The sequence below is a fragment of the Chelativorans sp. M5D2P16 genome (assembly GCF_034427935.1).
GTDB lineage: Bacteria > Pseudomonadota > Alphaproteobacteria > Rhizobiales > Rhizobiaceae > Chelativorans.
Genome location: NZ_JAXQNM010000025.1, coordinates 216431 through 241858 on the forward strand (window position 1 = coordinate 216431; position 25428 = coordinate 241858).

At 64.3% G+C, this 25428-nt stretch carries 21 protein-coding genes; 10 read left to right on the top strand and 11 right to left on the bottom strand.

Annotated elements, in window-relative coordinates:
- Positions 1-184 precede the first annotated feature (184 nt).
- The 3 genes from SIN08_RS12405 to SIN08_RS12415 all read right to left on the bottom strand — a co-directional run bounded on the left by SIN08_RS12405 (position 185) and on the right by SIN08_RS12415 (position 5457).
- Entirely contained in the window at positions 185-2200 is a 2016-nt protein-coding gene (locus tag SIN08_RS12405) for an elongation factor G (RefSeq protein ID WP_322451884.1), read from the bottom strand.
- 173 nt (positions 2201-2373) lie between these two features.
- A complete protein-coding gene (locus SIN08_RS12410) occupies positions 2374-3888 on the bottom strand; it encodes a putative bifunctional diguanylate cyclase/phosphodiesterase (protein WP_322451885.1) in 1515 nt (504 codons plus the stop codon).
- 366 nt (positions 3889-4254) lie between these two features.
- Positions 4255-5457 (bottom strand): pyridoxal phosphate-dependent aminotransferase, encoded by a 1203-nt coding sequence (locus SIN08_RS12415; RefSeq protein ID WP_322451886.1) that lies wholly within the window; start codon positions 5455-5457, stop codon positions 4255-4257.
- A 261-nt stretch (positions 5458-5718) separates the two neighbouring features.
- Between SIN08_RS12415 and SIN08_RS12420 the strand changes: the two genes are divergently transcribed.
- Together SIN08_RS12420 and SIN08_RS12425 are read left to right on the top strand one after the other, a co-directional pair.
- Complete coding sequence (locus SIN08_RS12420; RefSeq protein ID WP_322451887.1) at positions 5719-6591, top strand: EAL domain-containing protein; 873 nt, start codon at positions 5719-5721, stop codon at positions 6589-6591.
- Positions 6592-6688: 97 nt separating this feature from the next.
- Positions 6689-7294: a glutathione S-transferase family protein gene (locus SIN08_RS12425; RefSeq protein WP_416208059.1), complete on the top strand. Its 606-nt coding sequence runs from the start codon at positions 6689-6691 to the stop codon at positions 7292-7294.
- A gap of 27 nt (positions 7295-7321) precedes the next feature.
- Here SIN08_RS12425 and SIN08_RS12430 read toward each other — a convergent pair whose 3' ends face one another.
- Positions 7322-7546, bottom strand: coding sequence for a hypothetical protein (locus SIN08_RS12430; RefSeq protein WP_322451889.1), 225 nt, complete (start codon positions 7544-7546; stop codon positions 7322-7324).
- Between the two features lie 171 nt (positions 7547-7717).
- Positions 7718-8266, bottom strand: a complete 549-nt coding sequence (locus SIN08_RS12435) for a methylated-DNA--[protein]-cysteine S-methyltransferase (RefSeq protein ID WP_322451890.1) — start codon at positions 8264-8266, stop codon at positions 7718-7720.
- A gap of 152 nt (positions 8267-8418) precedes the next feature.
- Here SIN08_RS12435 and SIN08_RS12440 point away from each other — a divergent pair, with 152 nt between their 5' ends.
- Entirely contained in the window at positions 8419-9015 is a 597-nt protein-coding gene (locus SIN08_RS12440) for a transglycosylase SLT domain-containing protein (RefSeq protein WP_416208060.1), read from the top strand.
- Between the two features lie 257 nt (positions 9016-9272).
- Here the strand turns inward: SIN08_RS12440 and SIN08_RS12445 are convergent, their stop codons facing one another.
- The 4 genes from SIN08_RS12445 to carB form a co-directional block, all read right to left on the bottom strand.
- Positions 9273-10037: a hypothetical protein gene (locus tag SIN08_RS12445; RefSeq protein ID WP_322451891.1), complete on the bottom strand. Its 765-nt coding sequence runs from the start codon at positions 10035-10037 to the stop codon at positions 9273-9275.
- A gap of 67 nt (positions 10038-10104) precedes the next feature.
- The gene (locus tag SIN08_RS12450; protein ID WP_322451892.1) at positions 10105-10521 is read right to left on the bottom strand and encodes a hypothetical protein; all 417 of its coding nucleotides are present in this window, start codon (positions 10519-10521) and stop codon (positions 10105-10107) included.
- A gap of 1502 nt (positions 10522-12023) precedes the next feature.
- A complete protein-coding gene (locus SIN08_RS12455) occupies positions 12024-13430 on the bottom strand; it encodes an ATP-binding protein (protein ID WP_322451893.1) in 1407 nt (468 codons plus the stop codon).
- Between the two features lie 64 nt (positions 13431-13494).
- Entirely contained in the window at positions 13495-16989 is a 3495-nt protein-coding gene (carB, locus tag SIN08_RS12460) for a carbamoyl-phosphate synthase large subunit (RefSeq protein ID WP_322451894.1), read from the bottom strand.
- A gap of 273 nt (positions 16990-17262) precedes the next feature.
- Between carB and SIN08_RS12465 the strand changes: the two genes are divergently transcribed.
- Positions 17263-18216 (top strand): OmpA family protein, encoded by a 954-nt coding sequence (locus tag SIN08_RS12465; protein WP_322451895.1) that lies wholly within the window; start codon positions 17263-17265, stop codon positions 18214-18216.
- Positions 18217-18249: 33 nt separating this feature from the next.
- Here SIN08_RS12465 and SIN08_RS12470 read toward each other — a convergent pair whose 3' ends face one another.
- A complete protein-coding gene (locus tag SIN08_RS12470; protein ID WP_322451896.1) occupies positions 18250-18600 on the bottom strand; it encodes a helix-turn-helix transcriptional regulator in 351 nt (116 codons plus the stop codon).
- A gap of 614 nt (positions 18601-19214) precedes the next feature.
- Between SIN08_RS12470 and SIN08_RS12475 the strand changes: the two genes are divergently transcribed.
- The 4 genes from SIN08_RS12475 to SIN08_RS12490 all read left to right on the top strand — a co-directional run bounded on the left by SIN08_RS12475 (position 19215) and on the right by SIN08_RS12490 (position 22732).
- Positions 19215-20393 carry an MFS transporter gene (locus SIN08_RS12475; protein WP_322451897.1) on the top strand — a complete coding sequence of 393 codons (1179 nt, stop codon included), beginning with the start codon at positions 19215-19217 and terminating at the stop codon, positions 20391-20393.
- 35 nt (positions 20394-20428) lie between these two features.
- A complete protein-coding gene (locus SIN08_RS12480) occupies positions 20429-21193 on the top strand; it encodes a DUF4336 domain-containing protein (RefSeq protein WP_322451898.1) in 765 nt (254 codons plus the stop codon).
- Positions 21194-21261: 68 nt separating this feature from the next.
- Positions 21262-22155, top strand: a complete 894-nt coding sequence (locus SIN08_RS12485; protein WP_322451899.1) for a neutral zinc metallopeptidase — start codon at positions 21262-21264, stop codon at positions 22153-22155.
- Between the two features lie 52 nt (positions 22156-22207).
- Complete coding sequence (locus SIN08_RS12490; RefSeq protein ID WP_322451900.1) at positions 22208-22732, top strand: DUF2937 family protein; 525 nt, start codon at positions 22208-22210, stop codon at positions 22730-22732.
- Between the two features lie 77 nt (positions 22733-22809).
- Here the strand turns inward: SIN08_RS12490 and SIN08_RS12495 are convergent, their stop codons facing one another.
- Complete coding sequence (locus SIN08_RS12495) at positions 22810-23124, bottom strand: DUF2293 domain-containing protein (RefSeq protein ID WP_322451901.1); 315 nt, start codon at positions 23122-23124, stop codon at positions 22810-22812.
- Positions 23125-23248: 124 nt separating this feature from the next.
- Between SIN08_RS12495 and SIN08_RS12500 the strand changes: the two genes are divergently transcribed.
- Together SIN08_RS12500 and metF are read left to right on the top strand one after the other, a co-directional pair.
- Positions 23249-24268 (top strand): metalloregulator ArsR/SmtB family transcription factor, encoded by a 1020-nt coding sequence (locus tag SIN08_RS12500; RefSeq protein WP_322451902.1) that lies wholly within the window; start codon positions 23249-23251, stop codon positions 24266-24268.
- The gene (metF, locus tag SIN08_RS12505; protein WP_322452158.1) at positions 24268-25188 is read left to right on the top strand and encodes a methylenetetrahydrofolate reductase [NAD(P)H]; all 921 of its coding nucleotides are present in this window, start codon (positions 24268-24270) and stop codon (positions 25186-25188) included. Before SIN08_RS12500 ends, metF begins: the two co-directional genes overlap by 1 nt.
- Positions 25189-25428 lie beyond the last annotated feature (240 nt).

Sequence of the window (25428 nt, forward strand, 5' to 3'; positions counted from 1 at the left end):
TGCAAAAAGCCCTGGTTGTTATTTGAGCAATGGATGCTCATATCATGGTCACTCTCGGAGGCGTTCTCCTCCCATTAGCTTCCGTGAGTGTTCCCCTCTGGAGGTTTCGCCTTAACAGGCACTTCCAATACTTGAGCCGGATCTTTCGATCCGGCTCTTTTTTATTGGGGCCTTGTCTATTGCCTCAGGCGGCCTTGCCCGTGCCTTTGCCGTTCAGGACATCCTCCGCCAGACGCCCCGTCAGTTCCGCCATGTGGTCGAAGGCGGCGCGGTAGGTCGCGGCACCGACTGTGGCCGAGCGCAATTCGATGATCAGGCTGCCGATCTCGGCTTCGGGCATCATGGCTTCCACCCGGTCCCATCCGGGGCAATCGGTGCGCGTGTCGAAACCCAGGATCTGGCCGCGCCTTTGCGACAGGATCGCGGTGACGCGCGCCGTCGCGTCCGAGGGCGTGTCGACCTCCACCTTGAGGAAAGGTTCCAGAAGCACCGGGCTTGCCCCCGTCAGCCCCTCGCGCATGGCAAGGCGTGCGGCCATCTGGAAGGCCATGTCGGAGGAGTCGACGGAGTGGTAGGAGCCGTCCGCCAGGTTCACGGCGATGTCCACGACCGGAAAGCCGAGCGGCCCCTTTTTCAGCGCCTCGCGCACGCCCGTTTCCACCGACGGGATATACTGCTTGGGCACCACTCCCCCGGTAATGGTTTCAGTGAATTCAAAGCCGCTGCCGCGGGGCAGGGGGCGGATCTCCAGGACGACATCGCCGAACTGGCCATGGCCGCCCGACTGCTTCTTGTGGCGGCCGCGCTGGGTAACGGGCTTCCTGATCGTTTCCCGATAGGGAATCGTGGGAGCACGCGCTTCGACCGAAAGCTGATACTTGCCTTCCAGGCGTTCCTTGGCCAGGCGCAGATGCATCTCCCCCTGTCCGCACAGCACCGTTTCGCCCGTGTCCTGGTTCTGCCGCAGAACGAGCGCGGGATCCTCCTGAATGAGCTTCTGCAATGCCGTGGTGAGCTTGACCTCGTCCTTGCGCTCGCGCGGGGCGAGTGCCATGGCGAACACCGGATAGGGAGCGGAAAGCACGGCAAGCTGGTGCGCCGCCGTTTTGCCGGCCGTCAGCGTATCGCCCGTATTGGCGCCGTCGAGCTTTCCGAGCGCCACCGTCTCCCCCTCGGCGGCGGATGCGCGCTTCGCCTGCTCGCGTTCCGTCAGCGCGTAAAGGCCGGAAACGCGGCCCGCCCCCGGGATCTCCATGCCGTCCGATATACCGCCCGTAAGGACCCGTACGATGGAGAGCTTGCCCCCGTGGCCGGCATGGATCGTCTTCATCACCTGGAGGACGGTGTCGCCGGTGCTCTCGAGTCCCAGGCGCTCGCGCGTGGTGGCGACGCCCGGCACGTCATGGCGAATGGTCTTCAACAGGCGCAGCACGCCGTTGCCCTTCTCGGCGGCGCCGATCAGGACGGGCGTGACGGCGCCCGCGCGCAGATCCGCAGTCAGGTCGTCGAAAACGGCATCGCGCGGCGGCTCGATTTCCTCAAGAAGCTGTTCCATCAGCGCGTCGTCGTGATCGGCCAGGGTCTCCAGCATGGAGAAACGGGCTTCGACCTCGCGCGCCTTCTCGTCGTCCGGTATGGGCGCGATCTCGCTTGGCGCGTGCTCGCGGTAGACATAGGCGCGCTCCAGCGCCAGATCGATGGAGCCGACCACGATGCTGTCCTTGCGCAACGGAATCTGGCGCAGGAGCAGTGGCGCCTGGCTGACGGGCTGCAGCGACTTTAGCGTCTCGCGCACCCCGGCGCTGCTCTTGTCGATCTTGTTGAGGAAGAGAACGCGCGGCAGCCCGATCGCGTCCAGCCGGCGCAGGATGATCTGCAGGGCGGAAAGCTTCTTGTCGTCGGCCTCGACTACCACGATCGCCGCATCGGCCGCGGCGAGCACCGGCTCGGCTTCGGCGACGAATTCGACCGAGCCCGGACAGTCGACGAAGGTGATGCTTTCGCCCATGAAGGTCGTGGTGGCGAAGGTGGCCTCCACACTCATGGCGGCCGTCCGGGCGGAGCCATGGCCGGCGGCTGGATCCGTTTCGGTCGCCCGGGCCAGGATCGCATTGAAAAGTGTGGTCTTGCCGCTTTCCAAGGGGCCGAGGATGGCGATGCACTTCGGCCCGGTGTGCCTTTCTCCTGCGCGTGCTCCCATTTGCCGACCTCCTCTCACGCGTCCTCCCACGAGCGGCGGCCGGCCTGGGGCGGCCGTCGCGCCGGCGAAGACCTCCGGTCGTCCGCCGTCACGGTATCGTCACACGGGTTTGGCTGCCGGGCAAGGGGGAAGGCGTAGGGCCGAGGGAAAAGCCGCCGGACCCGGTGCGTGGGTCAAGCGACCAGAAGCGCCTCTTTCTCATCGCCGGACAAGATGAAGCGTTCGGGCCTTCCGAACAGAAAGCCCTGGAAGCGTGTGCATCCGGCCGCTCGCGCGAACTCGAACTCCGCTTCGGTCTCGATCCCCTCGGCCACGATGGTCAGGCCCTGGATGCGGGCGATCTGGGCGAGCGCGGAAACGAAGACCTGGGCGATGCCGTCGCTGCCGAGATTGCGGATATAGCTGCGGTCGATCTTGATGCAGTCGATCGGCAGCGCCTTGATATAGTTGAAGCCGCAATGGCCCGTGCCGAAGTCGTCGAGAGCGATCCTGAACCCCATTTCGCGCAACGCCTCGATGCGGCCGATGATCTCCGGACTGGCCGCCGTCGCCACGGTTTCGGTGATTTCAAGCACGAAGCGCTCAGCGCTGCATCCCGTTTCATGAAGGACGCGACGCATCATGGAGACGACCTCGTCGCGCTTGAGCTGCTCGCCGGAGACATTGATGCTGATGCGCCGGTCCGGCATGCTCGGCGCATCCTTGCAAGCGCGGCGGAAGACCCATTCGCCAAGTTGGTCGATGAGGCTCGATCGCTCGGCGATCGGAATGAAGTCGGCCGGCGAGATCATGCCGCGCAAGGGATGGCGCCAGCGCACCAGCCCCTCCACCGCCATGGCGGAGCGGGCGGCGTCGGTTACGGGCTGGTAGTGCAGCTCGAGCTCGTTCAAATAGATCGCCGCCCGCAATTCACGTTCGACGTAGCGCCGGTGGCGCTTCTCCGAGAGCATTTCTCCGTCGAAGGGCGTGGCCTTGCTGCGGCCGCCGCTCTTGCTTTCGTAAAGGGCCAGGTCGGCGAGGATCATCAATTCCTTGGCGGTGGTGGCGTGCTGGGGGGCCGCGGCGATGCCGATCGATGCGCTCAGCGGGATCACCGACCCTTCGTGAACGACGCCGGCGCCCAGCTTCTCGATCAGGTGTCGCGCGCGCCTTTCGGCCCGTTTCAACTCGTTGCCGGGCATGATGATGCCGAACTCGTCGCCGCCGAGACGGCCGACATCGCAATCCGGGAAGCTGGCGCGCATGCATTCGGCGAAATGCGTCAGCGCCTTGTCTCCGAAATGGTGGCCGAAGCTGTCGTTCAGTCGCTTGAAATGATCGAGATCGACGAGAAGCAGGGTGACCTTGCGGTGGCGCGTCAGCGTCCCGACACTTTCATTGAGCGCCTCGAGAAACACGTGGCGCATCATGGTCCCGGTCATCAGGTCCGTATCGATGAGCTTCTGCATCTTCGCTTCGGCCGTTTCCGCTTGGTCTAGGCGGTGGGTGATTGCTCGGCGCAGATAGGCGAGCAGGCCGCTCCCTGCGGCCGATGCGGCCGCGGCGGCCGGCATCAGCCACGGCGCTGCGATGTCCTGCCACGCAAGGGCCGTCGACAGAGAAGCCGCACCGGCTGCCGTCAGCAAGAGCCCCTGGATCGCGGCGTAGACCGGACCCCCGTGGCTTCTTATCGTGGAAAGAATCTTCATCGCCACCGCCCCAATATCCCTATGAACCCCGGATAAGAAGAAACGGGCAATCCTTTAAGTCAGGTGAACGAATGCTGCGCCGCACCCAAAAACCCGGCAGCGACTTAAGAATGCACCAGCGACGGTGCGACCATACACCAGCGCAAGGCATCTCGGCCGACGGCCGGATCGAACGCCGGATCCGGCCCACCGCCTGTCGTTCCGTAGGCCAGCGCGTCAGCGGGGCTATCCGGGGTTCATTCCGTGATGCTTTGGCCCGGCGCAAACCGTTCCGGAATGGATCCCGGCTCGCGGTCGCTTGCGCTCCCTTGGCCGGGATGACGCGCGAAGGCGGGCGCGCCTGATGCATCCGTCTGCGGTCAGCGGCTACTTTAATTCGGCGGTGAAGCGCTGGATGCGTTTGCAGGCTTCTTCCAGCTGCGCCTCGGACGTCGCGTAGGAGATGCGGAAGTTCGGCCCCAGGCCAAAGGCCGAGCCATGCACCACGGCCACGCCCTCCGCCTCCAGGAGCTCGGTTACGAAATCGGCGTCGCTCTCGATCACCTTGCCGGACGGCGCCTTCCTGCCGATCGTGCCGGCACAGGAGGGATAGACGTAGAAGGCGCCCTCGGGCACCGGGCAGTCGATACCGTTCGCCTGGTTGAGCATCGAGACCACGAGATCGCGGCGACCCTGGAAGATTTTCTGGTTGCGCGGGATGAAGTCCTGCGGTCCGGTGAGCGCTTCCAGCGCGGCCCATTGGCTGATGGTCGCGGCACCCGAGGTCTGCTGGCCCTGGATGGTATCCATCGCCTTGATGAGCTCGATGGGACCCGCCGCATAGCCGATCCGCCAGCCGGTCATGGCGTAGGCCTTGGAAACGCCGTTCATCGTCAGCGTGCGCTCATAAAGGCGCGGCTCCACCTCGGCGATGGTGCGGAAGGTGAAATCGCCGTAGGTCAGGTGCTCGTACATATCGTCGGTCAGCACCCAGACATGGGGATGCCGCAGGAGCACCTCCGCCAGCGCCTTCAATTCCCCGCCCGTATAAGCCGCGCCCGAGGGATTGGACGGCGAGTTCATGATGAGCCATTTGGTTCTGGGCGTGATCGCCTTCTCCAGCGCTTCCGGCCGCAGCTTGAAGCCGTCCTCCAGTCGGGTTTCGGCAAGAACTGTCTCGCCGCCGCAGATCGCCACCATCTCCGGGTAGCTGACCCAGTAAGGGGTAGGGATGACCACCTCGTCGCCGGGGTTGAGCGTGGCCATGAAGGCGTTGAAGAGGATCTGCTTGCCCCCGGTGCCGACGATCGCCTGTTTCCAGTCGTAGTCGAGATTGTTCTCTCGCTTGAACTTGGCGGCGACCGCCTCGCGCAGGGGCTGGATGCCGGAGACAGGCGGATACTTGGTCTCCCCGCGATTGATGGCGTCGATCGCTGCTTTCTTGATGTTCTCCGGCGTGTCGAAATCGGGTTCGCCCGCGCCCAGGCCGATGACGTCGCGGCCCTGCTCCTTCAGCTCGCGCGCCTTCTGGGTCACGGCGATGGTGGCGGAAGGTTTCACACGTGAAAGGGCATCGGCAAGGAAGGCCATGGCAGGATCGCTCCTATGGGAATTTTCGTTTTCTCGGCACGGCGAGCACAGGGGCCTTATTGGCGTATTGCGCGGGGAATCGCAAGGCTGGCACCGCCTTCATGGGCCTGTTAACGCGCGATCAATCCTTCTCGTGGCAGTTTCGGGGACATTGTCGAATATTCAATAGATAGAACAACAGGGAAGGTGTCGGTGTTTCGCTGCTTCGATCCGAAGATTGTCGCCGCTCGGGCCTGCCCTGCGGGGCGCGGAGACTGATCCATGAGCAAGGGGGACAGTCTCGCCGAGCGCATCGAGGATGCGATTCTGGTCGATGAAGTGGGGATCGAGACCGGACGCTACGGACCGTATTTCCTGAAGACGCTCTACCGGCCGGTTCTGCGGCGCTCGGATGCCGGCCTGCTTCCGTGCGGCGTCAAGGCGCTGACCGGCGTCTTCCGCGACGGAGAGCCCGTGGCGCACGCCGTCTTCCTGGAGGACGTGCCGGCGCAGGATCGCTGGTTCATTTCCTGTCTGTGTCGCATGCTTCACCTGCGCAACTACTATAACGCCGATGCGGAGGATCTGCCGCTCTTTCTGGGCCGACCGCCTTTTGCGGCGCCCGATCTGGAGTCCATCCTGGATCACGTGGACGCGGCCGCCGAATGCCTGGACCAGATGGGGCTGGATCCGATGCTCGTCTTCTGGGAAGTGGACGATGACGCCGAGGGTACCGTCCAGCTTGAGCTGGCCGCTTCCCTGCGCCGTCACCGGTTGGGTGTAGCGGTCGCGGATTTCGGCGTCGATGATGCGACGCTTTCGCGCGTGCGCGATCTCGATCCCGACGTGGTCAGCCTGAACGGACTGTGGTTCCAGCGCATCGCCGAGGTGCCGATCGCGGCGCGGCTCCTTTCTACCCTGGTCGACGCGCTTCGGCGCGAGGGCAAGCAGGTCCTTGCCGAGGGTATCGAATCGCCGTCCCACCTGCACGTGGCGCTGGAGGTAGGCGCGGACTTCGTGTCCGGAGACCTGCTCCGGCCGGCTCGGCTCGCCGGGACGATCTTCGATACCGAGCCGGTGAGCCTCGACCGGTTCGCCGCGCCGGACGACAAGGTGGTGTCGCTGTTTTCCGACCGTGGGGGCCGTCCGGCCTGAGCGGGCTTGCGAACAATCCCATTGATGCTTCCTGCAGGATTTTTCATTGGTGCGGGGAGACCACCCACGCTATCGCACAGGCGTTACGGAGGGTGTGATGAAGCTTTACGGGATGACGGACAGCGGCAACTGCTACAAGCCGCGGCTGCTTTTGGCCAAGCTCGGCATCCCCTATACCCATGTCGAAACCAGTTCGCGTGACGGGACGACCAGGCAGGCGGCATTCCTGGCCAGGAATCCGAACGGCAAGGTGCCGGTGCTCGAACTCGACGACGGGCGGTTCCTTTCCGAATCCGACGCCATCCTGCTCTATCTGGCCGAGGGGACGCGCTTTTTGCCCGGTGATGCTTATGCGCGCGCGGTGGTTTATCAGTGGCTTTTCTTCGAGCAGTACAGCCATGAGCCGAACATTGCGGTGCGGCGGTCGCTGATCACCTATCCCGAGCGGGCGGCGATGGCCACGCCCGAGCGGATGGCGCAGACGCTCGAGGGCGGCAACAGGGCGCTGGGCGTCATGGAGCGGCAGTTGTCACGCACGCCTTTCCTGGCGGGCGAGGCTCTCAGTGTTGCCGACATCGCGCTCTACGCCTACACGCATGATGCGAATGTCGGCGGCTTCACCCTTTCGGATTTTCCTGCAGTCTCTGCCTGGCTGAAAAGGGTGGAGGCCGACCCCGGCCATGTGCCGATGCTCGGGCGCTGACAGCGCCGCCGAAGGTAGGGGCGAGCGTCAGGCGACGGCGCGCAACGGTCTTTTCTCGCGCGCTTCCTTCATGGTTCGCATCTTCTCGAGCACGGCGTTGAGCTCGTCCATGTCGACGTAGAAGACGCGGGCGAGGTGGACCGGAATGAGTTCCTCGGGAACGCCTCTTTCCATCAGCTTCTCGACGGCGAGCGTGAGATGCGCGCGCTCGGTCAGGCGTGATTTGATGCAGTCTTCCCGGATATGATGCATATCTTCCCCCTGGCTGCTCGGCATCGTCCGGCCCCTGAGCGGACGTGCCGTGATCAATGCCGAAAACGCGGCAGCACACGCGGAAGTACTGGCGGCGCGGGCGAATCAACCCGCCGCCCATTATGGCGCGTGCGAATCACCGTGCAAGGGTGCAGCCGGCGCTCGCGCAGATCAGAAGCCGAAAGAAGCCTGGGCGGGCTCGGCATCCGGGGGAACGGCGCGCTCCAGCGCCAGCATCCTGCGCTTGGTGGTGGTGCCGCCGGGCGCGGAGAAGCCGCCCAGCCTGCCGCCGGCGGCCATGATGCGGTGGCACGGCACGATGAGCGGCAGCGGATTGCGGCCAAGTGCGGTGCCCGTCTCGCGCGCGGCCTTGGGGAAACCGGCCTCGGCGGCGAGCGCGCCGTAGGTCGTCGTCTCGCCGTAGCCGAGCCGGCGGGCGGCGCGATAGATGGCCTGGCGGAACGGGTCCGTGCCGGAAAGGTCCAGCGGGAGCGCGGAGAAGTCCTCCCGCGCGCCCTGGAAATAACGCTCGGCCGCCGCGACCGCCGCGGCGGCGGCGCCCGTGGGGGTGGCGGCGCGGGAGCCGGGGAGCGTCTTCTCCAGCCGAGCCTCGATTGTCGCAGGCGCCTCGACCGGAAGAACGAAACGGCAGAGGCCGTCCTCGCTCCAGGCGATGCCGCAGAACCCGAAAGCGGTTTCGAAAACGTGATGAAGCGGCATTGCCTTCAACCGGGGGACCAGACGACACCAGTCTATCCCGGATAATTGGTACATATCAAGAACATTTCCCGAAGAAAACTGTGCGTTGAACAGTTTTCGGCAATCGGCTATGCAGCAATCGGGCGGAGGCAATGGAACCGGAGGGGTGAGCCTTGGCCACTTTGCTGCAGTGTTTGAGCGTTTGTACCCTTCTTGCCGCGCCACTTCTTGCCGGGTGCAGCGCGGCGGGCACGAAGACGACCGCCGCGCTCGGCGGGCCGGCCTCCAAGCAAAGTGCCGAAGCGGCCGGTGACGAGGGCGGCGTGATGGCGGAAGCCTATGCGGCGGGCCAGGCGCGGCCGGCCGCGCTGACGGCCTTCGAGGAAAACGGAACGGTGCGCCCGGTCGAGGCGCAAAGTGCCGAGCTCGACGCGCTGATCCGGAAATATGCGGCGCATTACGAGGTGCCGGAAAGGCTCGTGCGCCGCGTCGTCAAACGGGAGAGCAACTTCAACCCCGCCGCGCGCAACAGGATCTACTGGGGCCTGATGCAGATCCGCCACGACACGGCGCAGACCATGGGCTATCGCGGGCCGGCGAGCGGCCTGCTCGACGCCGAGACGAACCTGAAATACGCGGTGAAATATCTGCGCGGGGCCTACCTCACCGCCGGCGGCAACGAGGACCGCGCGGTGAGCTTCTACGCCAGCGGCTACTATTACGACGCCAAGCGCAAGGGGCTGCTCAAAGAGACCGGGCTGCGGAGCTGATTCCTCTCCGACAGTGGCCCTCAGCCCTTTCAAGAACCCGTTCCGCCGGTCGCGAAGCGAGATGAAATAGGAACGGGTCACACGTACGGCCGTCAATCCCGGAAGCCGGAGCGACGGCGCAGGCTGTCCGGGATCCATTCCGGAGCGGTTTGCGTTGGGCCGAGGCGTCACGGAATGGATCCCGGCTCGCGGTCGCTTGCGCTCCCTTGGCCGGGATGACGCGCGTGGGGACGGAACAGCCGATCTCATCCCGCGTCTCACGCCCAGCCGCCCTTAAAGAGCGGCTTCACCGGGTGGCGGGAGCGGACCATGCGCAGGCGGCGGATCGCCTCGGCGTGCTCGTAGTCTTCCTCGTCGGTCTCCAGTTCCACGTCGTATTCGGCTTCCGGGTTGGTGCGCGCGCCGACCAGGATGAACTCCGCGCCCTCGTAGTCGAGCAGGTGTGCGTCCTCGCGGGCGAAGCGGCGGCCGCGGAACTCCTCCTGCAACTTCTTCGGATAGTCCGCCTCGTCGTCTTCGGAAAGGCCCGCATTGGCGGGGCTGCCCTTTTCCGGGTTCTTGATGGACAGCGCAAAGCTCGCCTCGGGGGCGATGCGGAAGGCCTTCTGCACCTCGCCGGGTTTTTCCGGCAGTTCCAGCTTATAGGAAAGGTGCATCTGGCCGTCTTCGAGCGAGAGCACGTAGACGCCCTCGCCGGCGGGGCGGGCGGCGGGCTGCTCCTGCTTTCCGCGCGTCTTCGTGCCGTATTCTTCGCCGCGCAGTTCGGGCTCGATCTTCTTTGCCGAGTCGGCGACCATCTCGACGAAGCCCCAGAAGCGCTCGTGGCGCTCGGGATCGGGCAGGCGCTTGCGGCCGACGATCATCAGGCGCACATGCTCGCCGCCGACGGGCCTCAGCACCATTTCGAAGCGCTGCACGTCGCCCATGCCATGGGGCTCGTCCTCGTTCACCGCCGGGCGGTAAAGGAAGAAGATGTCGCCTTCCTCCAGAACCTCGGTCTTGCGCTCGTCGGAGCGGGCCATGGTCTTGTCTCCCCTGGTCTTGCTTTCAAGGGGCGAACGAGGGGAGGGGCGGCGGGGTTCCGTGCCTTCACCAGCCGCATTGCGGCATGTTTTCGTCCGGCGTTTCGATACCCGCGGGGATGTCGGGCGGCAGAAGCATGTCCTCCCGCCTGCAAAGGCGGCGGGTCTCGGTCATCCAGCCCAGCACGAGGGCGAGACAGGCGGCGCGCAGCCTCTCGTTCCCGGCGTCATCCCAGAGGTCCGCGCAGGCGCCGGGCTTGCCGCCGATCCCGCCCCTGCACCGCCCGGAACGCCGGCACCGCCGGTCGGGACAGCGCTCCGGCAGGCCCATTTCGCCGGCAAGCATGCGGTGCATCACGTCCATCTCCGCGCGCGGCCAAGGCGGCGGCGCGAAGGGGCATTCCAGCGCGGGCTCCGGCGTGTTCTTCAGGAGCGCTTCGAACCTGTTCAGCGCTTCGGTCACGAGCGGGTTTTCTTCGTCCATCTTCGTCTCCTTTCGGCTGGGCGCGCGGCGTCCTCGCCACGCCCGGTCTTCACCGTCTGGCCTTTTGGTTCGCCATCGACATGGTTCGACAGGCTCACCATGAGGGTGGTGGTGCCGGGAAGGGGGGCGCGTTGTCCGTGCCTCTCTGTTGGTTTTGGTGGCGCGTACAACGCGCCCCGCCGGCCGCTGTCCCGCGGTCGGCCGGTCAAGGGGCGCGGCGCATGATGCGTCTTGCCCCGCGGGTTCTCCGCGCGCCTGCGTCCTGCGAGCGCCCCTCGGCGCCGCTGACGCAGGGCTCCGGCCTGCTGCGGGCCCTCACAGACCTTCGGTGACCGACGCCGAAGGGGGAGGCTGCCGCCGCCCTCCCGAACACCCGGTGCGCATCCGGTTCCCGTAAGGGCGATGGGGAGGATGGTACGGGAGCGCGAGGGGGCGGGGATAAGATTTGGGGGCTGGAGTGAAGGGAAAATGCAAGCCTTTGTTTTGGAAAGGAAGTTTTTTCGAGGGCGTGAGAATTTCATCCACGCTTTCCCGAGGGGGTTGGATCGAAGCGCCGGCCTTCTCCTCCGCCCGCGCCCGACCTTTCCGGTTCGGGGAGCCTGGTGCTGGAAACGTCGGGCGTGAATGGGGAGGGAACGGCATGGATCCCAGGGTCTGCGCGACGCCGCTTCGCGGCTGCTCCGCCCTGGGATGACGAAAGGGGAGGCTGTGCCGGGCACGGTCGCCGGCGCGCTTCTTCCGCGAACGGAGGTGACGTGCCTGCCGTGGTGTGGAATGGCGCGCCGCGCGGCATTCGGAATGTAACTTTAAGCTTTCAGCCGCTGTAGGGACTTGCCGGAGGGCCGTTCTTTGGCACCGTGGCGGCCGAAGCTATGGTGTGGGCGCGAAATGCCGGTCTACCACGCAAGCCTCATGATCCTAATGGAAGTTAAAATCGTCGGTACCAATAAAAGAACGATCCCTCCGGTGTAAGATGCCCAGGTAATTATGATCATTGGCTTCCTTCTTTCGTCCAATTCTCTGTAATAGCAAAAGAGTACATACCTGATTGATTTTTCCGTAGCTATTCCCGTCGACTCAAGTATGGCCTTTATCGATTGGATCTTCGGAATATCAGTGTATCTCCCTTTCAATTCCAAAAGGTTATTGCATATCTCGGCAAGCTCTATATCGGCCAATTTGGAAGACAGCTTGTCGATGTAAGACGTGTGATCGCTATATTCTTTTATTATTCTGCTGCAGAACACCTGATACGTAATGGATCCGATACTGAATATCAGCAATCCGAAATAAAATAGGTATAAGTGCGAGTTTATTTGAATCGCCCGTTCGCCTGTGATCGGAGCGGGCGTGTGCATCCAAATCACGTTCTGAAAGAAGTCATTGAATACGATGATGTAGCCAACAAACGGCATCAATAACGAAATTCTAGCAGGCCCAGAGTTCCCCAGAGCACGAACCGTACTCCAAGTTAATCCTCCGCTCCGGCTCTTCCATACCATTTAAATGGCGATCCCATCCAATATCGAATGGATATCCTGTGGCTGTAGGGCCCACCTATAGGCTGGATGAATCTCCCAACTATAGCCGAAATCGGCAAATTCCGGTGCGAGAAAACGGCCTTCGTTAAAATATCTGCGCTCAATCCCTTGAGGAGTTTCGAGTCTCGCGGTGATGAAATCGATCTTGTACAGGAACTGAATTAAACTCCCGGATGTCACGGTCCTGCTGTTCGTAAAAGACAGGTTTGCATGGCGCATCGCATTATTAAGCTTCACCCGCAGTTTATCTGTTGTGAATTGAAAACTTTCCGCTGTTGTTCTCTCTCGCTTTGTCGGCCGCATTTCTAGAAGTAGTTTTTCTATTTCTGGTAGCTCACTCTTGAATTCGTTGATGATGTCCTGAAGCCGCTCTTGCGAGTACGGCTCCAATGAACGCGCTAAGTTCGCCGTGGATATTATATCGTTTCCGGAAGCGTAGGCATTCCGCGCGGCAAGGTGAAAGAGCTTTATAAGGTCCCGGGGCCTAGCGCGGGTCAGTGACATTAGGATGGAGTAGGTTGGCTTATCTTCCCACCTTCCTCTTCCTTGGTATCGTGGGGTGATGACCCGCGAAAGTATCTGCTCGGATATGCTTTTCTGTGAAAGGCGCTCGATGTCCTTGTCGCTAAAATGCATGCCAAAATAGGAAACTATTCTTTTTGCGGCGAGGCGTAGAATCTCATCGTTAGTCCAGCGCAACCAGATGACGTTTCTTTCAATTTTGTCTGTCGACTCATCAGATGTTCTTACAAGGAAATAAACGTCGCTCCGGAGGCCGATACGAAATCGAATTTTAGAAGAGGCTCCGCCAATGTCTCGAATTGCGTTCAACAAGGCAGAAATGTTTCTTATATCGTTTTGTGATGCAGTCCACGCGCGATCAATATCGTCGATATATATAGTTACTGGTTCTCCTTCTACTTTCTCTTCAAGCACTCTGTGCAATACCGTAATCAAGTCCCTTGGCTTGGCCGAAGAGATCTCTTCAACCACCGCGCGAGAGCTTGGCCCGTAGTATTCGGAAAAAAGCAGGTCAATTATCTGTAGAAGAAGTCCTTTTTTCCACTCCTCTATTCGTAATATAAAATCAGGTTGTGCTGCTGCGGCTGTTCTGATATCCACTATGTCATTGGGGCGAAGCCATACAGTTGGTTGACGGTTCTCCTGATCTTCGATAAATGCGCGCTTCAGTAGCGCGCTTTTTCCGATACCTTTATGACCAACAAGAATACGAGCAGATAAATCTGCTATTAAGGAGTCGTATGCCTTGTTTCGGTAGAAATATTCTTTGAAACGTTCAGTGTTCTCATTTTCTGCGTCGTCAGCGCCAAAAATTTTTTCTATTGTCGCATCATCGAATTTGGTCATACGAGCGCACCCGTTAAGGTATGAGACGCTTCGATAGTACCGCTTTGTGTGGGGAACAAAAGTCTTAAAAATACCCTTGCAGCGGCCGCACCTCCATGCTCCCCGCCTTCAGCGCCGCAATCGCCTCCACGACCGCACCACACCCGGCCATGGTCGTGTAATACGGCACCTTCTGCATCAGCGTCGCGCGCCTCAGCGACTTCGAGTCCGACACCGCCTTCTGCCCATCCGTCGTGTTGAAGACGAGCTGGACCTGGCGGTTGCGGATGGCGTCTTCGATGTGGGGGCGGCCTTCCAGGACCTTGTTGATCTTTTCGGCGGGGACGTCGTTTTCGCGTAAGAAACGGGCGGTGCCGCCGGTGGCGAGGATCTTGAAGCCGAGGTCGGAGAGGCGGCGGACGGCGGGGAGGACGCGCGGCTTGTCCTCGTCGCGCACGGAGACGAAGAGGGTGCCGGCGCGGGGGAGGTCGACGCCGGCGCCGAGCTGGGACTTGGCGAAGGCGAGCGCGTAGTCGCGGTCGAGGCCCATGACCTCGCCGGTGGATTTCATTTCCGGGCCGAGCAGGGTGTCGACGCCGGGGAAGCGGGCGAAGGGGAAGACGGCTTCCTTCACCGCGATGTGGTTGAGGGCGCGCAGATCGGGCTTGTCGCCGTAGGGGGCGAAGGCGGCGTCCAGCTTCTCGCCGGCCATGATGCGCGCGGCGATCTTGGCGATCGGGCGGCCGATGGTCTTGGCGACGAAGGGCACGGTGCGCGAGGCGCGCGGGTTGACCTCCAGCACGTAGACGTCGCCGTCCTTGACGGCGTATTGCACGTTCATGAGGCCGCCGACGTTGAGCGCCTTGGCAAGGGCGGCGGTCTGGCGCTCCAGCTCCTCGACGATCTCGGGGGAGAGCGAGTGGACCGGCAGCGAGCAGGCCGAATCGCCGGAGTGGATGCCGGCTTCCTCGATATGCTCCATGATGCCGGAGACGAAGACGTTCTCGCCGTCGGACAGGCAGTCGACGTCGACCTCGATGGCCTCGGTCAGATAGGTGTCGAAGAGGAGCGGGTTCTTGGACAGCAGGGTGTTGATCTGGCCGGTCTTGTCGGCCGGGTATTTCTGGCGGATCTCCTCGGGCACGAGGCCGGGGACGGTGTCGAGCAGGTAGGACTGCAGGCGCGTCTCGTCGTGGATGATCTGCATGGCGCGGCCGCCAAGCACGTAGGAGGGGCGCACGACCAGCGGATAGCCGAGCTCGCCGGCGACGACGCGGGCCTGCTCGACGGAAAAGGCGATGCCGTTCTTCGGCTGCTTGAGGCCGAGCTTGGTCAAGAGCCTCTGGAAGCGGTCGCGGTCCTCGGCGAGGTCGATCATGTCGGGCGCGGTGCCGAGGATCGGGATGCCGGCTTTCTCCAGCGCGTCGGCGAGCTTCAGCGGCGTCTGGCCGCCGAACTGGACGATGACGCCGACGAGTTCGCCCTTCTGTTGCTCGACGTGCAGGATCTCCAGCACGTCCTCGGGCGTCAGCGGCTCGAAATAGAGGCGGTCGGAGGTGTCGTAGTCGGTGGAGACCGTCTCGGGATTGCAGTTGACCATGATCGACTCGAAGCCGGCGTCGGCCAGCGCGAAACAGGCATGGCAGCAGCAATAGTCGAACTCGATGCCCTGGCCGATGCGGTTCGGGCCGCCGCCGAGGATGACGACCTTCTTGCGGTCGGAGACCTGCGCCTCGTCGGCGGGCTTGCCGGCGAAGGGCGTTTCGTAGGTGGAGTACATGTAGGCGGTGGGGGCGGCGAACTCGGCCGCGCAGGTGTCGATGCGCTTGTAGACGGGGTGGACGTCGAGCGATTGACGAACCTTCCGAACCTCTTCGGTCTCTTTCCTCACAAGCGAGGCGAGGCGCGAGTCGGAGAAGCCGAAAGCCTTGAGCTTGCGGAAATTGCCGGCGTCCTGGGGCAGGCCGTGTTCGCGCACGCGCTCCTCCATGGCGACGATGGCGGCGATCTGCTCCAGGAACCAGGGGTCGATGCGGCATATCTGGTGCACCTCCTCGAGCGAGGTGTCCATGCGGATCGCCTGGGCGACCATGCGCAGCCGGTCGGGCGTGGGCGTGCCGAGGGCGGCGCGGATGGCGTTCTTGTTTTCCGACGGGTCGCCGTCGGGATCGTGGCCGGGGATCTCGATCTCGTCGAGGCCGGTGAGCCCCGTCTCGAGGCCGCGCAGCGCCTTTTGCAGGGATTCGGCGAAGGTGCGGCCGATGGCCATCACCTCGCCGACGGACTTCATGGCCGTGGACAGCACCGGCTCGGAGCCGGGGAACTTCTCGAAGGCGAAGCGCGGGATCTTGGTGACGACGTAGTCGATGGAAGGCTCGAAGGAGGCGGGGGTGGCGCCGCCGGTGATGTCGTTTTCGAGCTCGTCCAGCGTGTAGCCGACGGCGAGCTTGGCCGCGACCTTGGCGATCGGGAAGCCGGTCGCCTTGGAGGCCAGCGCCGAGGAGCGGGAGACGCGCGGGTTCATCTCGATGACGACCATGCGGCCGTCGGCCGGGTTGACGGCGAACTGGACGTTGGAGCCGCCGGTCTCAACGCCGATCTCGCGCAACACCGCGATCGAGGCGTTGCGCATCAGCTGGTATTCCTTGTCGGTCAGCGTCAGCGCCGGGGCGACGGTGATGGAATCGCCCGTGTGCACGCCCATCGGGTCGATGTTCTCGATCGAGCAGATGATGATGCAGTTGTCCGCGTGATCGCGGACGACCTCCATCTCGTATTCCTTCCAGCCGAGCACCGATTCCTCGATGAGGACTTCCGTCGTGGGGGAGGCGTCGAGGCCGCGCTCGACAATCTCGAAGAACTCGGAACGGTTGTAGGCGATGCCGCCGCCCGTGCCGCCGAGGGTGAAGGAGGGGCGGATGATGGCCGGCACGCCGATCTCGTCGAGGGCCTGGGCGGCGACGGCCATGGCGTGGTTCATGTAGCGCTGCTTGCGGTCGGCCTCGCCGAGCTGCCATTCGGTCTCCAGCGCGTCGAGGGCGGCATCGAGTTCCTCGCCGGCATATTTTTCGCGCAGCCGGGCGCGTTCGGCCTCGTGCTTCTTGCGGTCGGCCTCCTTCGCCTCGGTGGCGTTGGCGAGCATGGATTTCGGCGTTTCCAGCCCGATCTTCGCCATGGCCTCGCGGAACAGCGCCCGGTCCTCGGCCTTGTCGATGGCCTCGGCATTGGCGCCGATCATCTCCACGCCGTAGCGCTCCAGCACGCCCATGCGGCGCAGCGACAGCGCCGTGTTGAGCGCGGTCTGGCCGCCCATGGTGGGCAGCAGCGCGTCCGGGCGCTCCTTGGCGATGATCTTGGCCACCACCTCCGGCGTGATCGGCTCGATGTAGGTCGCGTCGGCCAACTCCGGATCGGTCATGATGGTGGCCGGGTTCGAGTTGACCAGGATGACGCGGTAGCCTTCCGCCTTCAGCGCCTTCACGGCCTGTGTGCCGGAATAGTCGAATTCGCAGGCCTGGCCGATGATGATGGGGCCGGCCCCGATGATCAGGATCGACTTGATGTCGGTGCGTTTGGGCATGGAATGTCCGTTCGTGCTCGGGCCTGCGTCCACCCTGCAAGATTGCATGGCGGTCAGTGGAAATACGATTTGAGGCTAGGCGGGCCTTATAGGCAAGGAAAACGGGCGACGGAACCCCGAAAATGCATTGGGCACAGCCGGATGGGCGGCGGTGGTTCCGTGCAGCACGCTTTTTCCCGGACCGAACTTCGGCTACCCTGCATCCGCATAGCTGCGCAGCGGCCTGAACGCCGCACGGCGGGCGGGCAGGCGCGAGCCTCGAGGGGGACCATCATGCATGCAGTTCGGTTTGCGGCCGTTGCCGCAGGGTTGGTTGTTTGGGCCGTGGCGGTGTCTCTATGGACGCCGGGTGCTGCGTTCGCGGCCGGGACCGACGTGGAAGGCAGCGCCGACTACCCCGATATCGGCCGCTTCGAAGGCGCATGGATCACGCGCTACGATGTCAAGGATTTCGACGAATACTGGTTGGCAACGGGGCCCGTGCAAAAGGCCGAGCGAGGGGAAGGCACCATGCTCGAAGGCCGCGTGGTGCGCATCGGCTACCGGGTGCCCGCCGACCCGTCGGTGCTGGAGGTCGCCCGCAACTACGAGAACCGGCTGACGGAAGCGGGTTACGAAATCCTCCACACCTGCCGCGACAAGGAGTGCGGCGGCTACAATTTCCGCTACTACGGCACCGAGGTGCTGCCGGCGCCGGCGATGACCGTCGATCTCGGCGATTTCCGCTATATCGCCGCGGTGAAAAGGGGCGATCCCACCGTCTATGCGGCGATCCTCGTCAGCATCAACAATGGCGAGGTGCTCAACCAGGTGATGGTGGTGGAGACCGGCGCGATGGAAGACCGCATGGTCGATGCCAAGGAAATGGCGCAGTCCATCTCCGACACCGGCAAGATCGCCATCTACGGCATCCTGTTCGACACCGACAAAGCGGACATCAAGCCGGAAAGCAGGCCCGCCCTCGACCAGATCGCCGAGCTCATGAAGAACAAGCCCGAGCTGAACATCCTCGTGGTCGGCCACACCGACAACCAGGGCAGCATGGACTACAATCTGGACCTCTCCATGCGCCGGGCGCAGGCCATCGTCGCGGAACTGACCGGCGCATACGGCGTTGCCGCCGATCGCCTGAGCCCCGCCGGCGCGGGTTTCCTCTCGCCGGTCGCAAGCAACCGGACCGAGGCCGGGCGGGCGGAGAACCGGCGCGTGGAACTGGTGGAACGGTAGGCTTCCGCGCCAGGAAGGCGGACCGGCGGGCCCTTACGCTCCGGACAGTTCGCCGACCGCGCCCTTGCCCGGTGGCGGCAGGGTTATCGCGGTGGCGATGATCGAATCGAGCAGGCCGGGGAAGCGCTTGTCGAGATCGGCGCGGCGCAGCGAGATGAGGCGCGAGGTGCCGCGCGGCTCCACGCGCACGATGCCCGCCTCGCGCATCTTGCCGACGTGATAGGTGAGGTTCGACTTCGACGTCAGGCCGAGGAAATGCGAGCAGGTGAGCGCCTTGCCCTCCTGCCGCGCCAGGTCGCCGAGGATGGCAAGCCGCGTGGGATCGCCAAGGACGGCGAGGACCGTGGCGAGGTTGATCTCTTCGGTGGGCGGATGCGAAAGCATAGTGCCTCGAAAGTAATCCATCGCGCGGGCGATGCAAGCGGGCAGAGCAATTGCTTGAAGGCCTGGCGCCCTTCGGACTCTCCCTCGTCACTGCCGTGCATCCCTCCCTCAGGGACGGGCTATCGCATGTGGAAGGATCCCTGCCGCGCTGACGCGCAAACGTCTCCGTCACCCCGGAAAGACAAAGGCTTATCCGGGGCCTATTGGTCGGCGCCTCGTGGGACGCGGCCTCTTGAGTCATCCGACTGCACGTGTCGGGACCGCCAGTGCTTTTTGCGGAGACCGGCCGCGCCGCTCAATGGGTCCCGGCTTGGCGCGGCTGGCGCCGCTTGGCCGGGATGACGCGGAGAAGGCACCGCTCCTCGCGCTCTCCGAAATTTCCATGAGCGTAGCCCTGCCTTCAAGGGGAGATTGTGCCGGCCGCTTGCTTCGGCGCCAGCGGTTGTCCTTTTGAGGCGGGCAGTCAACGGCTGGAAGGGTACGAGGCCTGTATGGAGTCTACGCGTGTTTCGCAGGCCCCTGGCAGGAGGCTGCAGGAACGGGCGGGGAGGTGTTGACGGCGGGAAGGGTTTCGGACAATAGTTCAATGACTTTTGAACAATGAAAGCCAGTCCATGGACAAGCGTCTCTTTCTGCTCGCGCTCGGTGCATTTGCGACCAGCACCGTCGCCTTCGTCTTCGCGGGCCTCCTGCCGCTGATCGCCGAGGATGTCGGCGTAACGGTGGCCCAGGCGGGCTATCTCGTCTCCGCCTTCTCGCTGGCTTATGCGATCGGGACGCCGGTGCTTTCGACATTGACGGGCGCGATGGACCGCCGGCGCGTGATCGCGCTGGCGCTCGTCTTCTTCGTTGCGGGCAACCTTGCCGCGGCGCTGAGCGGGCGCGTGCCGACACTGCTCGCCGCACAGATCGTCATGGGCATGGCGGCAGGACTCTTCGCGGCCACGGCGCAGGCAACGGCGGTCTTCCTGGCGGGACCGGACCGGCGCGCGGCGGCGATTGCCGTGGTGGTCGGTGGGACGACCTTCGCCGTGGCGTTGGGGGCGCCCGCCGGATCGCTGCTCGCGCATCTGCTGGGCTGGCGCGGCACGTTCGGCGCGCTGGCGCTCGTCGCCGCATTCTGTCTGGCCGCCCTTTGGTTGCGCCTGCCGCGCGATCTCGCGGCCGCACCTTCCACGCTTGCCGAGCGGCTTCTGGTGGTCCGGCGGCCGGGTGTCCTTCCGGCGGTGCTCGTGACGTTCCTGTATCTGTCCGGCGCCTTCGTGATCATCTCCTATCTGGGGCCGATCGCAACGGAGGGGGCGGGGCTGCCGCACGGCATACTTCCGGCGATGCTGCTTGCCTTCGGTGCGGGCGCGATCGCCGGCAACTATGCAAGCGGGAGACTGGCGGATCGGCTGGGCGCGAGGCGGGTGGTCGTCTTCTCGATGTTCTGCGCCATCGCCTTCTCGGCCACTTTCGCCCTCGTCACGAAATTCGTTCCGGACGCCGCCGCCGGTCCGCTGGTGGTCGGGCTGATGGTGCCGTGGGGCGTCGTCGGCTGGACCTTTCCGCCGGCCCAGGCCAGCCGCCTCGTGGCGAGCGCTCCCGACGTGGCACATCTGACGCTGGCGCTCAACGCGTCGGCGATCTATTTCGGAATCGGATTCGGCACGTTCATCGGCGGGCGCGTGCTGGAATTCGGCGACGCCACCGATCTCGGGCTCGTCGCGGCGGTCTTTCCGCTGATCGCTCTCGTGGTACTCGCGGCAAGCCGGCAGCGGACCGGCAGGACGGCGGCTGTGCGCGCGTAACCTTCTCTACACCGGCCTCTGCTACACAAAGGCCCATGGCCGATGCACGAGACAGGGTGACGTATCCGCCGCTCAACACATTGAAGCCCGTCGCCGAGAATGTCTGGATCGTCGACGGGCCTTCCATCCGCTTCGGCATGCCCTGGCCGAAGATGCCGTTTTCGACGCGGATGACGATCATCCGGCTGGGCGGCGGGACTCTCTTCGTCCATTCGCCGACGCCGCTGACGGACGATCTCAAGGCGGAGATCGCCGAGATCGGCAAGGTGCGCCATATTATCGGGCCGAACCGCATCCATTATTGGTGGATTCCCGAGTGGCGCACGGCATATCCGGAGGCCGATGTGTGGCTTGCGCCGCGCATCGGCGAGCAGGCGGGCGGCAGAATCGACTTCGCTGCCCGGGAGCTTTCGGCGGAAAGCGGCTATCCATGGGACGATCATCTCCTGACGCTGCCGGTGGAAGGCAGCTTCATGACGGAGGTGGCGTTCTTCCATCCGGAAAGCCGCACTCTGGTGCTCACGGATTTCATCGAGAACTTCGAGCCGAAAAAGCTTGCGTGGCCGTGGCGCTGGCTCGCCAGGGCCGGCGGCGTCCTCGATCCCGACGGCATGATGCCACGCGACATGCGCCTGACCTTCTCCAAGCAGCGGCCGCAGTTGAAGGCTGCGGTCGACAGGATGATCGCGTGGAACCCAGAGCGCGTGATCATCGCGCATGGACGCTGGTATGCGCGCGACGGCGCGGCGGAGCTGAAGCGGGCGTTCCGCTGGCTTTCCGGCGCGCAACGTCCGGCATGACTTCGTGCGGCGATTGAGCTAACCTCCGCTTCCGCCGCGGGGGCGGTACTGAAGAGCATGGAACACCGATGCGCTGGAAAGGCCGTCGTCAAAGCAGCAATATCGAGGATCGGCGCGGGGCGCGCAGTCCCTTTCCCCGACGGATGGGCCGCGGCGTTCCCATCCGCCTGCCGGGAGGCCGGTCGGGCGGCGGGCTGTCGCTGTCGACCATCATCATCCTCGTCGTTCTCTTCTTCGGCTTGCGCGCGATCGGCATCGATCCGCTGGAGATGCTGGCGGAAGGGCCGCAATCCGGCGGCACGACGGTGGAGCGGAGCGCGGCAAACGACGAGATGCGCCGCTTCGTGGGCGTCGTGCTGGCCGAGACGGAGGATGTGTGGCACGACATTTTCAGCGCGCAGGGCGAGACCTACCAGGAGCCTGTCCTGGTGCTGTTCGGCGGCCAGGTCGGTTCGGCCTGCGGCTTCGCCTCCTCGGCGAGCGGGCCGTTCTACTGTCCCGGCGACAGGAAGGTCTATCTCGACCTCGACTTCTTCGACGAGTTGGCCAGGCGCTTCGGCGCGGCCGGCGATTTCGCGCAGGCCTATGTGGTGGCGCACGAGGTGGGCCATCACGTGCAGAACCTGATCGGCATCCTGCCGCGCTTCAACGAGATGCGGCGCGGCATGAGCCAGGCGGAGGCCAACGCGATGTCAGTCCGGGTGGAACTGCAGGCGGACTGCTTCGCCGGCATCTGGGCGTACTACACGGCGCAAAAGGGTCTTTTGGAGCAAGGCGACGTCGAGGAGGCGCTGAACGCGGCCAATCAGATCGGCGACGACACACTGCAGCGGCGCACGCAGGGCCATGTGGTGCCGGAAAGCTTCAACCACGGCACGTCCGAACAGCGGAAGACATGGTTTGCGCGGGGGCTCGAGAGCGGACGGGTGACGGATTGCGACACGTTCAACGGGCCCCTTTGAGTGCTTCGCTTGCCGATCGCCGGCGCGCGCCGGCAGGAAGGCGCTTTCCCGCATGATGAAGGCTGGGCGGATGCTCGCACTGCTGGCTTCTCTGACCGGCGGGATCGCGGCGTCGCAGGCGCCGGAACTGGCACAGCAGTACCGGCAGCGGCTGAATGGCGCGCTCGAGGAGTTGAGGCAGGTGGTCGCGGACTTCGAAGCGGACGCGGCACGCCACGCACTGGACCGCGAGGAGGCGCTGGCGGTCTATGACGGCGCGGAGGTGCCGTTCCTGCAGGAGCGCGGGCAATCGATCCGGGTGGTCATTGCGCGGTTCGAGCACCTGGAGCGCCAGGCCGCCCGGCTGGTCGAACTGCCGGACTTTCTGCGCCCGATGGCGGTTCTGGTGGACCCCGACGGGCGGGTGCTGAAAGGGGCCATGGACGACTTCGAGCCGGCGGTGCCGCTGACGCCGCACGGCCTTGCCTGGACGGCTTCGGGCCTTCTTGTGGGGTTCGGCCTGTTCAGGCTTCTGGCCTTTCCGTTCCGCCGCCGCGGAAGAGGGGCGGTTGCGCGGGAACGGCGGCGGCAGCCGTAGAGGAACTTCCGGCACCCCTTTGCGCCCTCGCCTTGCGGGGCATCACGCCAAGTGATTCCGCTTGGCTGCAAGATGCCCTAGATCTCATCCTCGTCCGGTTCGAGCAGCCGCGTGGCGCGCCAGCCGGTCAGCACGGCGTTGATCTGGTCGAGGACGAAAAAACGCGCCGCCTCGCGGTCGTAGCCCTCGGTCAGGAGCGCGTCGTATTCGCTGTGCTCATGGCGCACATGGGTGATCGTGGCGAGCCAGACAGCGATCGGAGCGGGCAGGGTGCGCAGTTTCCGGTCGTTGGCGAGGGCGCGGATCTTTTTCGTGTCGGCATAGGGCGCATAGGGAAGGAGCACGCCGAGCGCCTTGTCCACCGCGCGCTGCCGGGCTGTCGAAACTCTCATGCCGCAACTCCCGTTTGCCTTCGCCCCGAAACTGACGCGGTATCGCCATTGCAGCAAGGGGTGCCCTTGCCAAAGGGTGGAGGTTCATATAAACATATCTTTATATGTTTTACGGGGGTGATGCATGCAAACAGGTCCAGCGATCCGGCTCGAGGCGATGGTGGATATTCTGAAGGCGGCGGCCGAGCCGAGCCGGTTGCGCATTCTGGCGCTCTTGTCCCGGACGGACCTGACGGTTTCCGACCTTACTGAAATCCTCGGCCAGTCGCAGCCACGCGTCTCGCGTCATCTCAAGCTGCTGCTCGATGCGGGCCTCATCGCGCGTCACCAGGAGGGCTCCTGGGCGCTCTTCCGTCTGTCGGAGGAGGAGGCGGCGCGCGAGTTCGTCGATGGCGTGGTCGCGCGCATCGATCCCATGGACCCGGCCTCCGACAGGGATTTCGAGCGGCTGGAGGCGATCAGGCAGCGGCGCCAGGAGCGGGCGGCGGAGTATTTCGACAAGAACGCGGCGAGCTGGGATCAGATCCGCTCATTGCACGTTCCGGACGCGGCAGTGGAGGCGGGACTGAAGGAACTGGTGGGCGAGGGTCGGATCCAGTCCATGGTGGACCTGGGCACCGGCACCGGCCGCCTCCTCGAGCTTTTCGCTCCGCTTTACCGGCGCGGCGTCGGGATCGACCGCTCGCGCGAAATGCTCGCGGTTGCGCGGGCCAATCTGGAACGGGCCGGCGTGACGAACGCACAGGTGCGCCTCGGCGACGTGTACGCGCCTCCGGTCGAGCGCGACATGCACGATCTGGTCACGATCCATCTGGTGCTGCATTACCTGGACGATCCGGCAGCGGCCATTCGTGAGGCGGCGCGGCTGCTCAGGCCGGGCGGGCGGCTCTTGATCGTGGATTTCGCCCCGCACAGTCACGAATTCCTGCGCGAGGAGCATGCGCATCTGCGTCTCGGTTTCGCGGACCGTCAGATGCTGGACTGGTTTGCCGAGGCGGATCTGGAGATCTCGAACATCCGTGGTTTTGCGCCCAAGGGTGAAGCCGCCGAGGGCCTTACCGTCAAGGTATGGCTGGCGCGCGACCGGCGCATCCTGGTCGCTGGCGGTGATGCGGAAACCCAGGCGCACGAGGAGATTGCATGATGTCCCAGTACCGGTTCTCCCGCCGAACCGAAAACGGCGCCAAACTCCGCGTTTCCTTCGAGTTCTTTCCGCCGAAGACCGACGCGATGGAGGAACGTCTGTGGGAAACGGTGACCCGTCTGGGGCCGCTCGAGCCCGCCTTCGTTTCCGTGACCTACGGCGCCGGCGGCTCGACGCGCGAGCGCACGGCGCGCACCGTGCGGCGCATCCTGGAGGAGACGCCGCTCACGGCGGCCGCGCATCTGACCTGTGTCGACGCGGACCGCGAGGCGGTGGACACCGTGATCGGCGAATTCGCGGAGATGGGCGTAAAGCGCTTCGTGGCGCTGAGGGGCGATCCCGCGGAAGGGGTGGGCGCCGCCTACAGGCCGCATCCGGGGGGCTACACCAACGGCGCCGAACTGGTGGAGGCGCTGGCGCGCCGGGGCGATTTCGACATCTCGGTCTCCGCCTATCCGGAAAAGCATCCCGAGAGCCCGGATTTCGCCACCGATATCGAGATGCTGAAGCGCAAGGTGGACAACGGCGCGACCCGCGCCATCACCCAGTTCTTCTTCGACAACGACGTTTACGAGCGTTATGTGGAGCGGGCGCGCCGGGCCGGCATCTACATTCCGATCGTGCCGGGCATCCTGCCCATCCACAACTTCGCGCAGATGATGCGCTTTGCCGGCGGCTGCGGGGCGCATGTGCCGGCGTGGCTGGCCGAGCGCTTCGAGGGGCTCGAGGACGACCCCGTCACCCATCAGCTCGTCGCCGCGGCCGTTGCGGCCGAGCAGGTGCTCGACCTCATCGAGCGCGGAGTGGAGGATTTCCACTTCTACACCATGAACCGGGCGGATCTTCCCTTCGCCATCTGCCATCTGATCGGCATCAGGCCGTCGGCCGAGCGGTCGAATGCGCGTCCCGCCGCCGCCTGACGGCCCACACAACAGAAAGGCCGGGTTTCCCCGGCCTTTCCTCGTCTGCTATCTGGCTGTGCCATCTGTTCTGCTTACGGAAGGACTCCTATGATCAGTGCACCGACTATGCCGAAGGCGGCACAGATCACGAGCGCGTTGAGTGGCCGTGTCAGTCCCATAAGCGATAGCCTCCTCTACAGACTGGAGGGCCGGATTCTATGTTTTCTCAGACGCTTGCCAAGCGCTTTCTATGCTGCA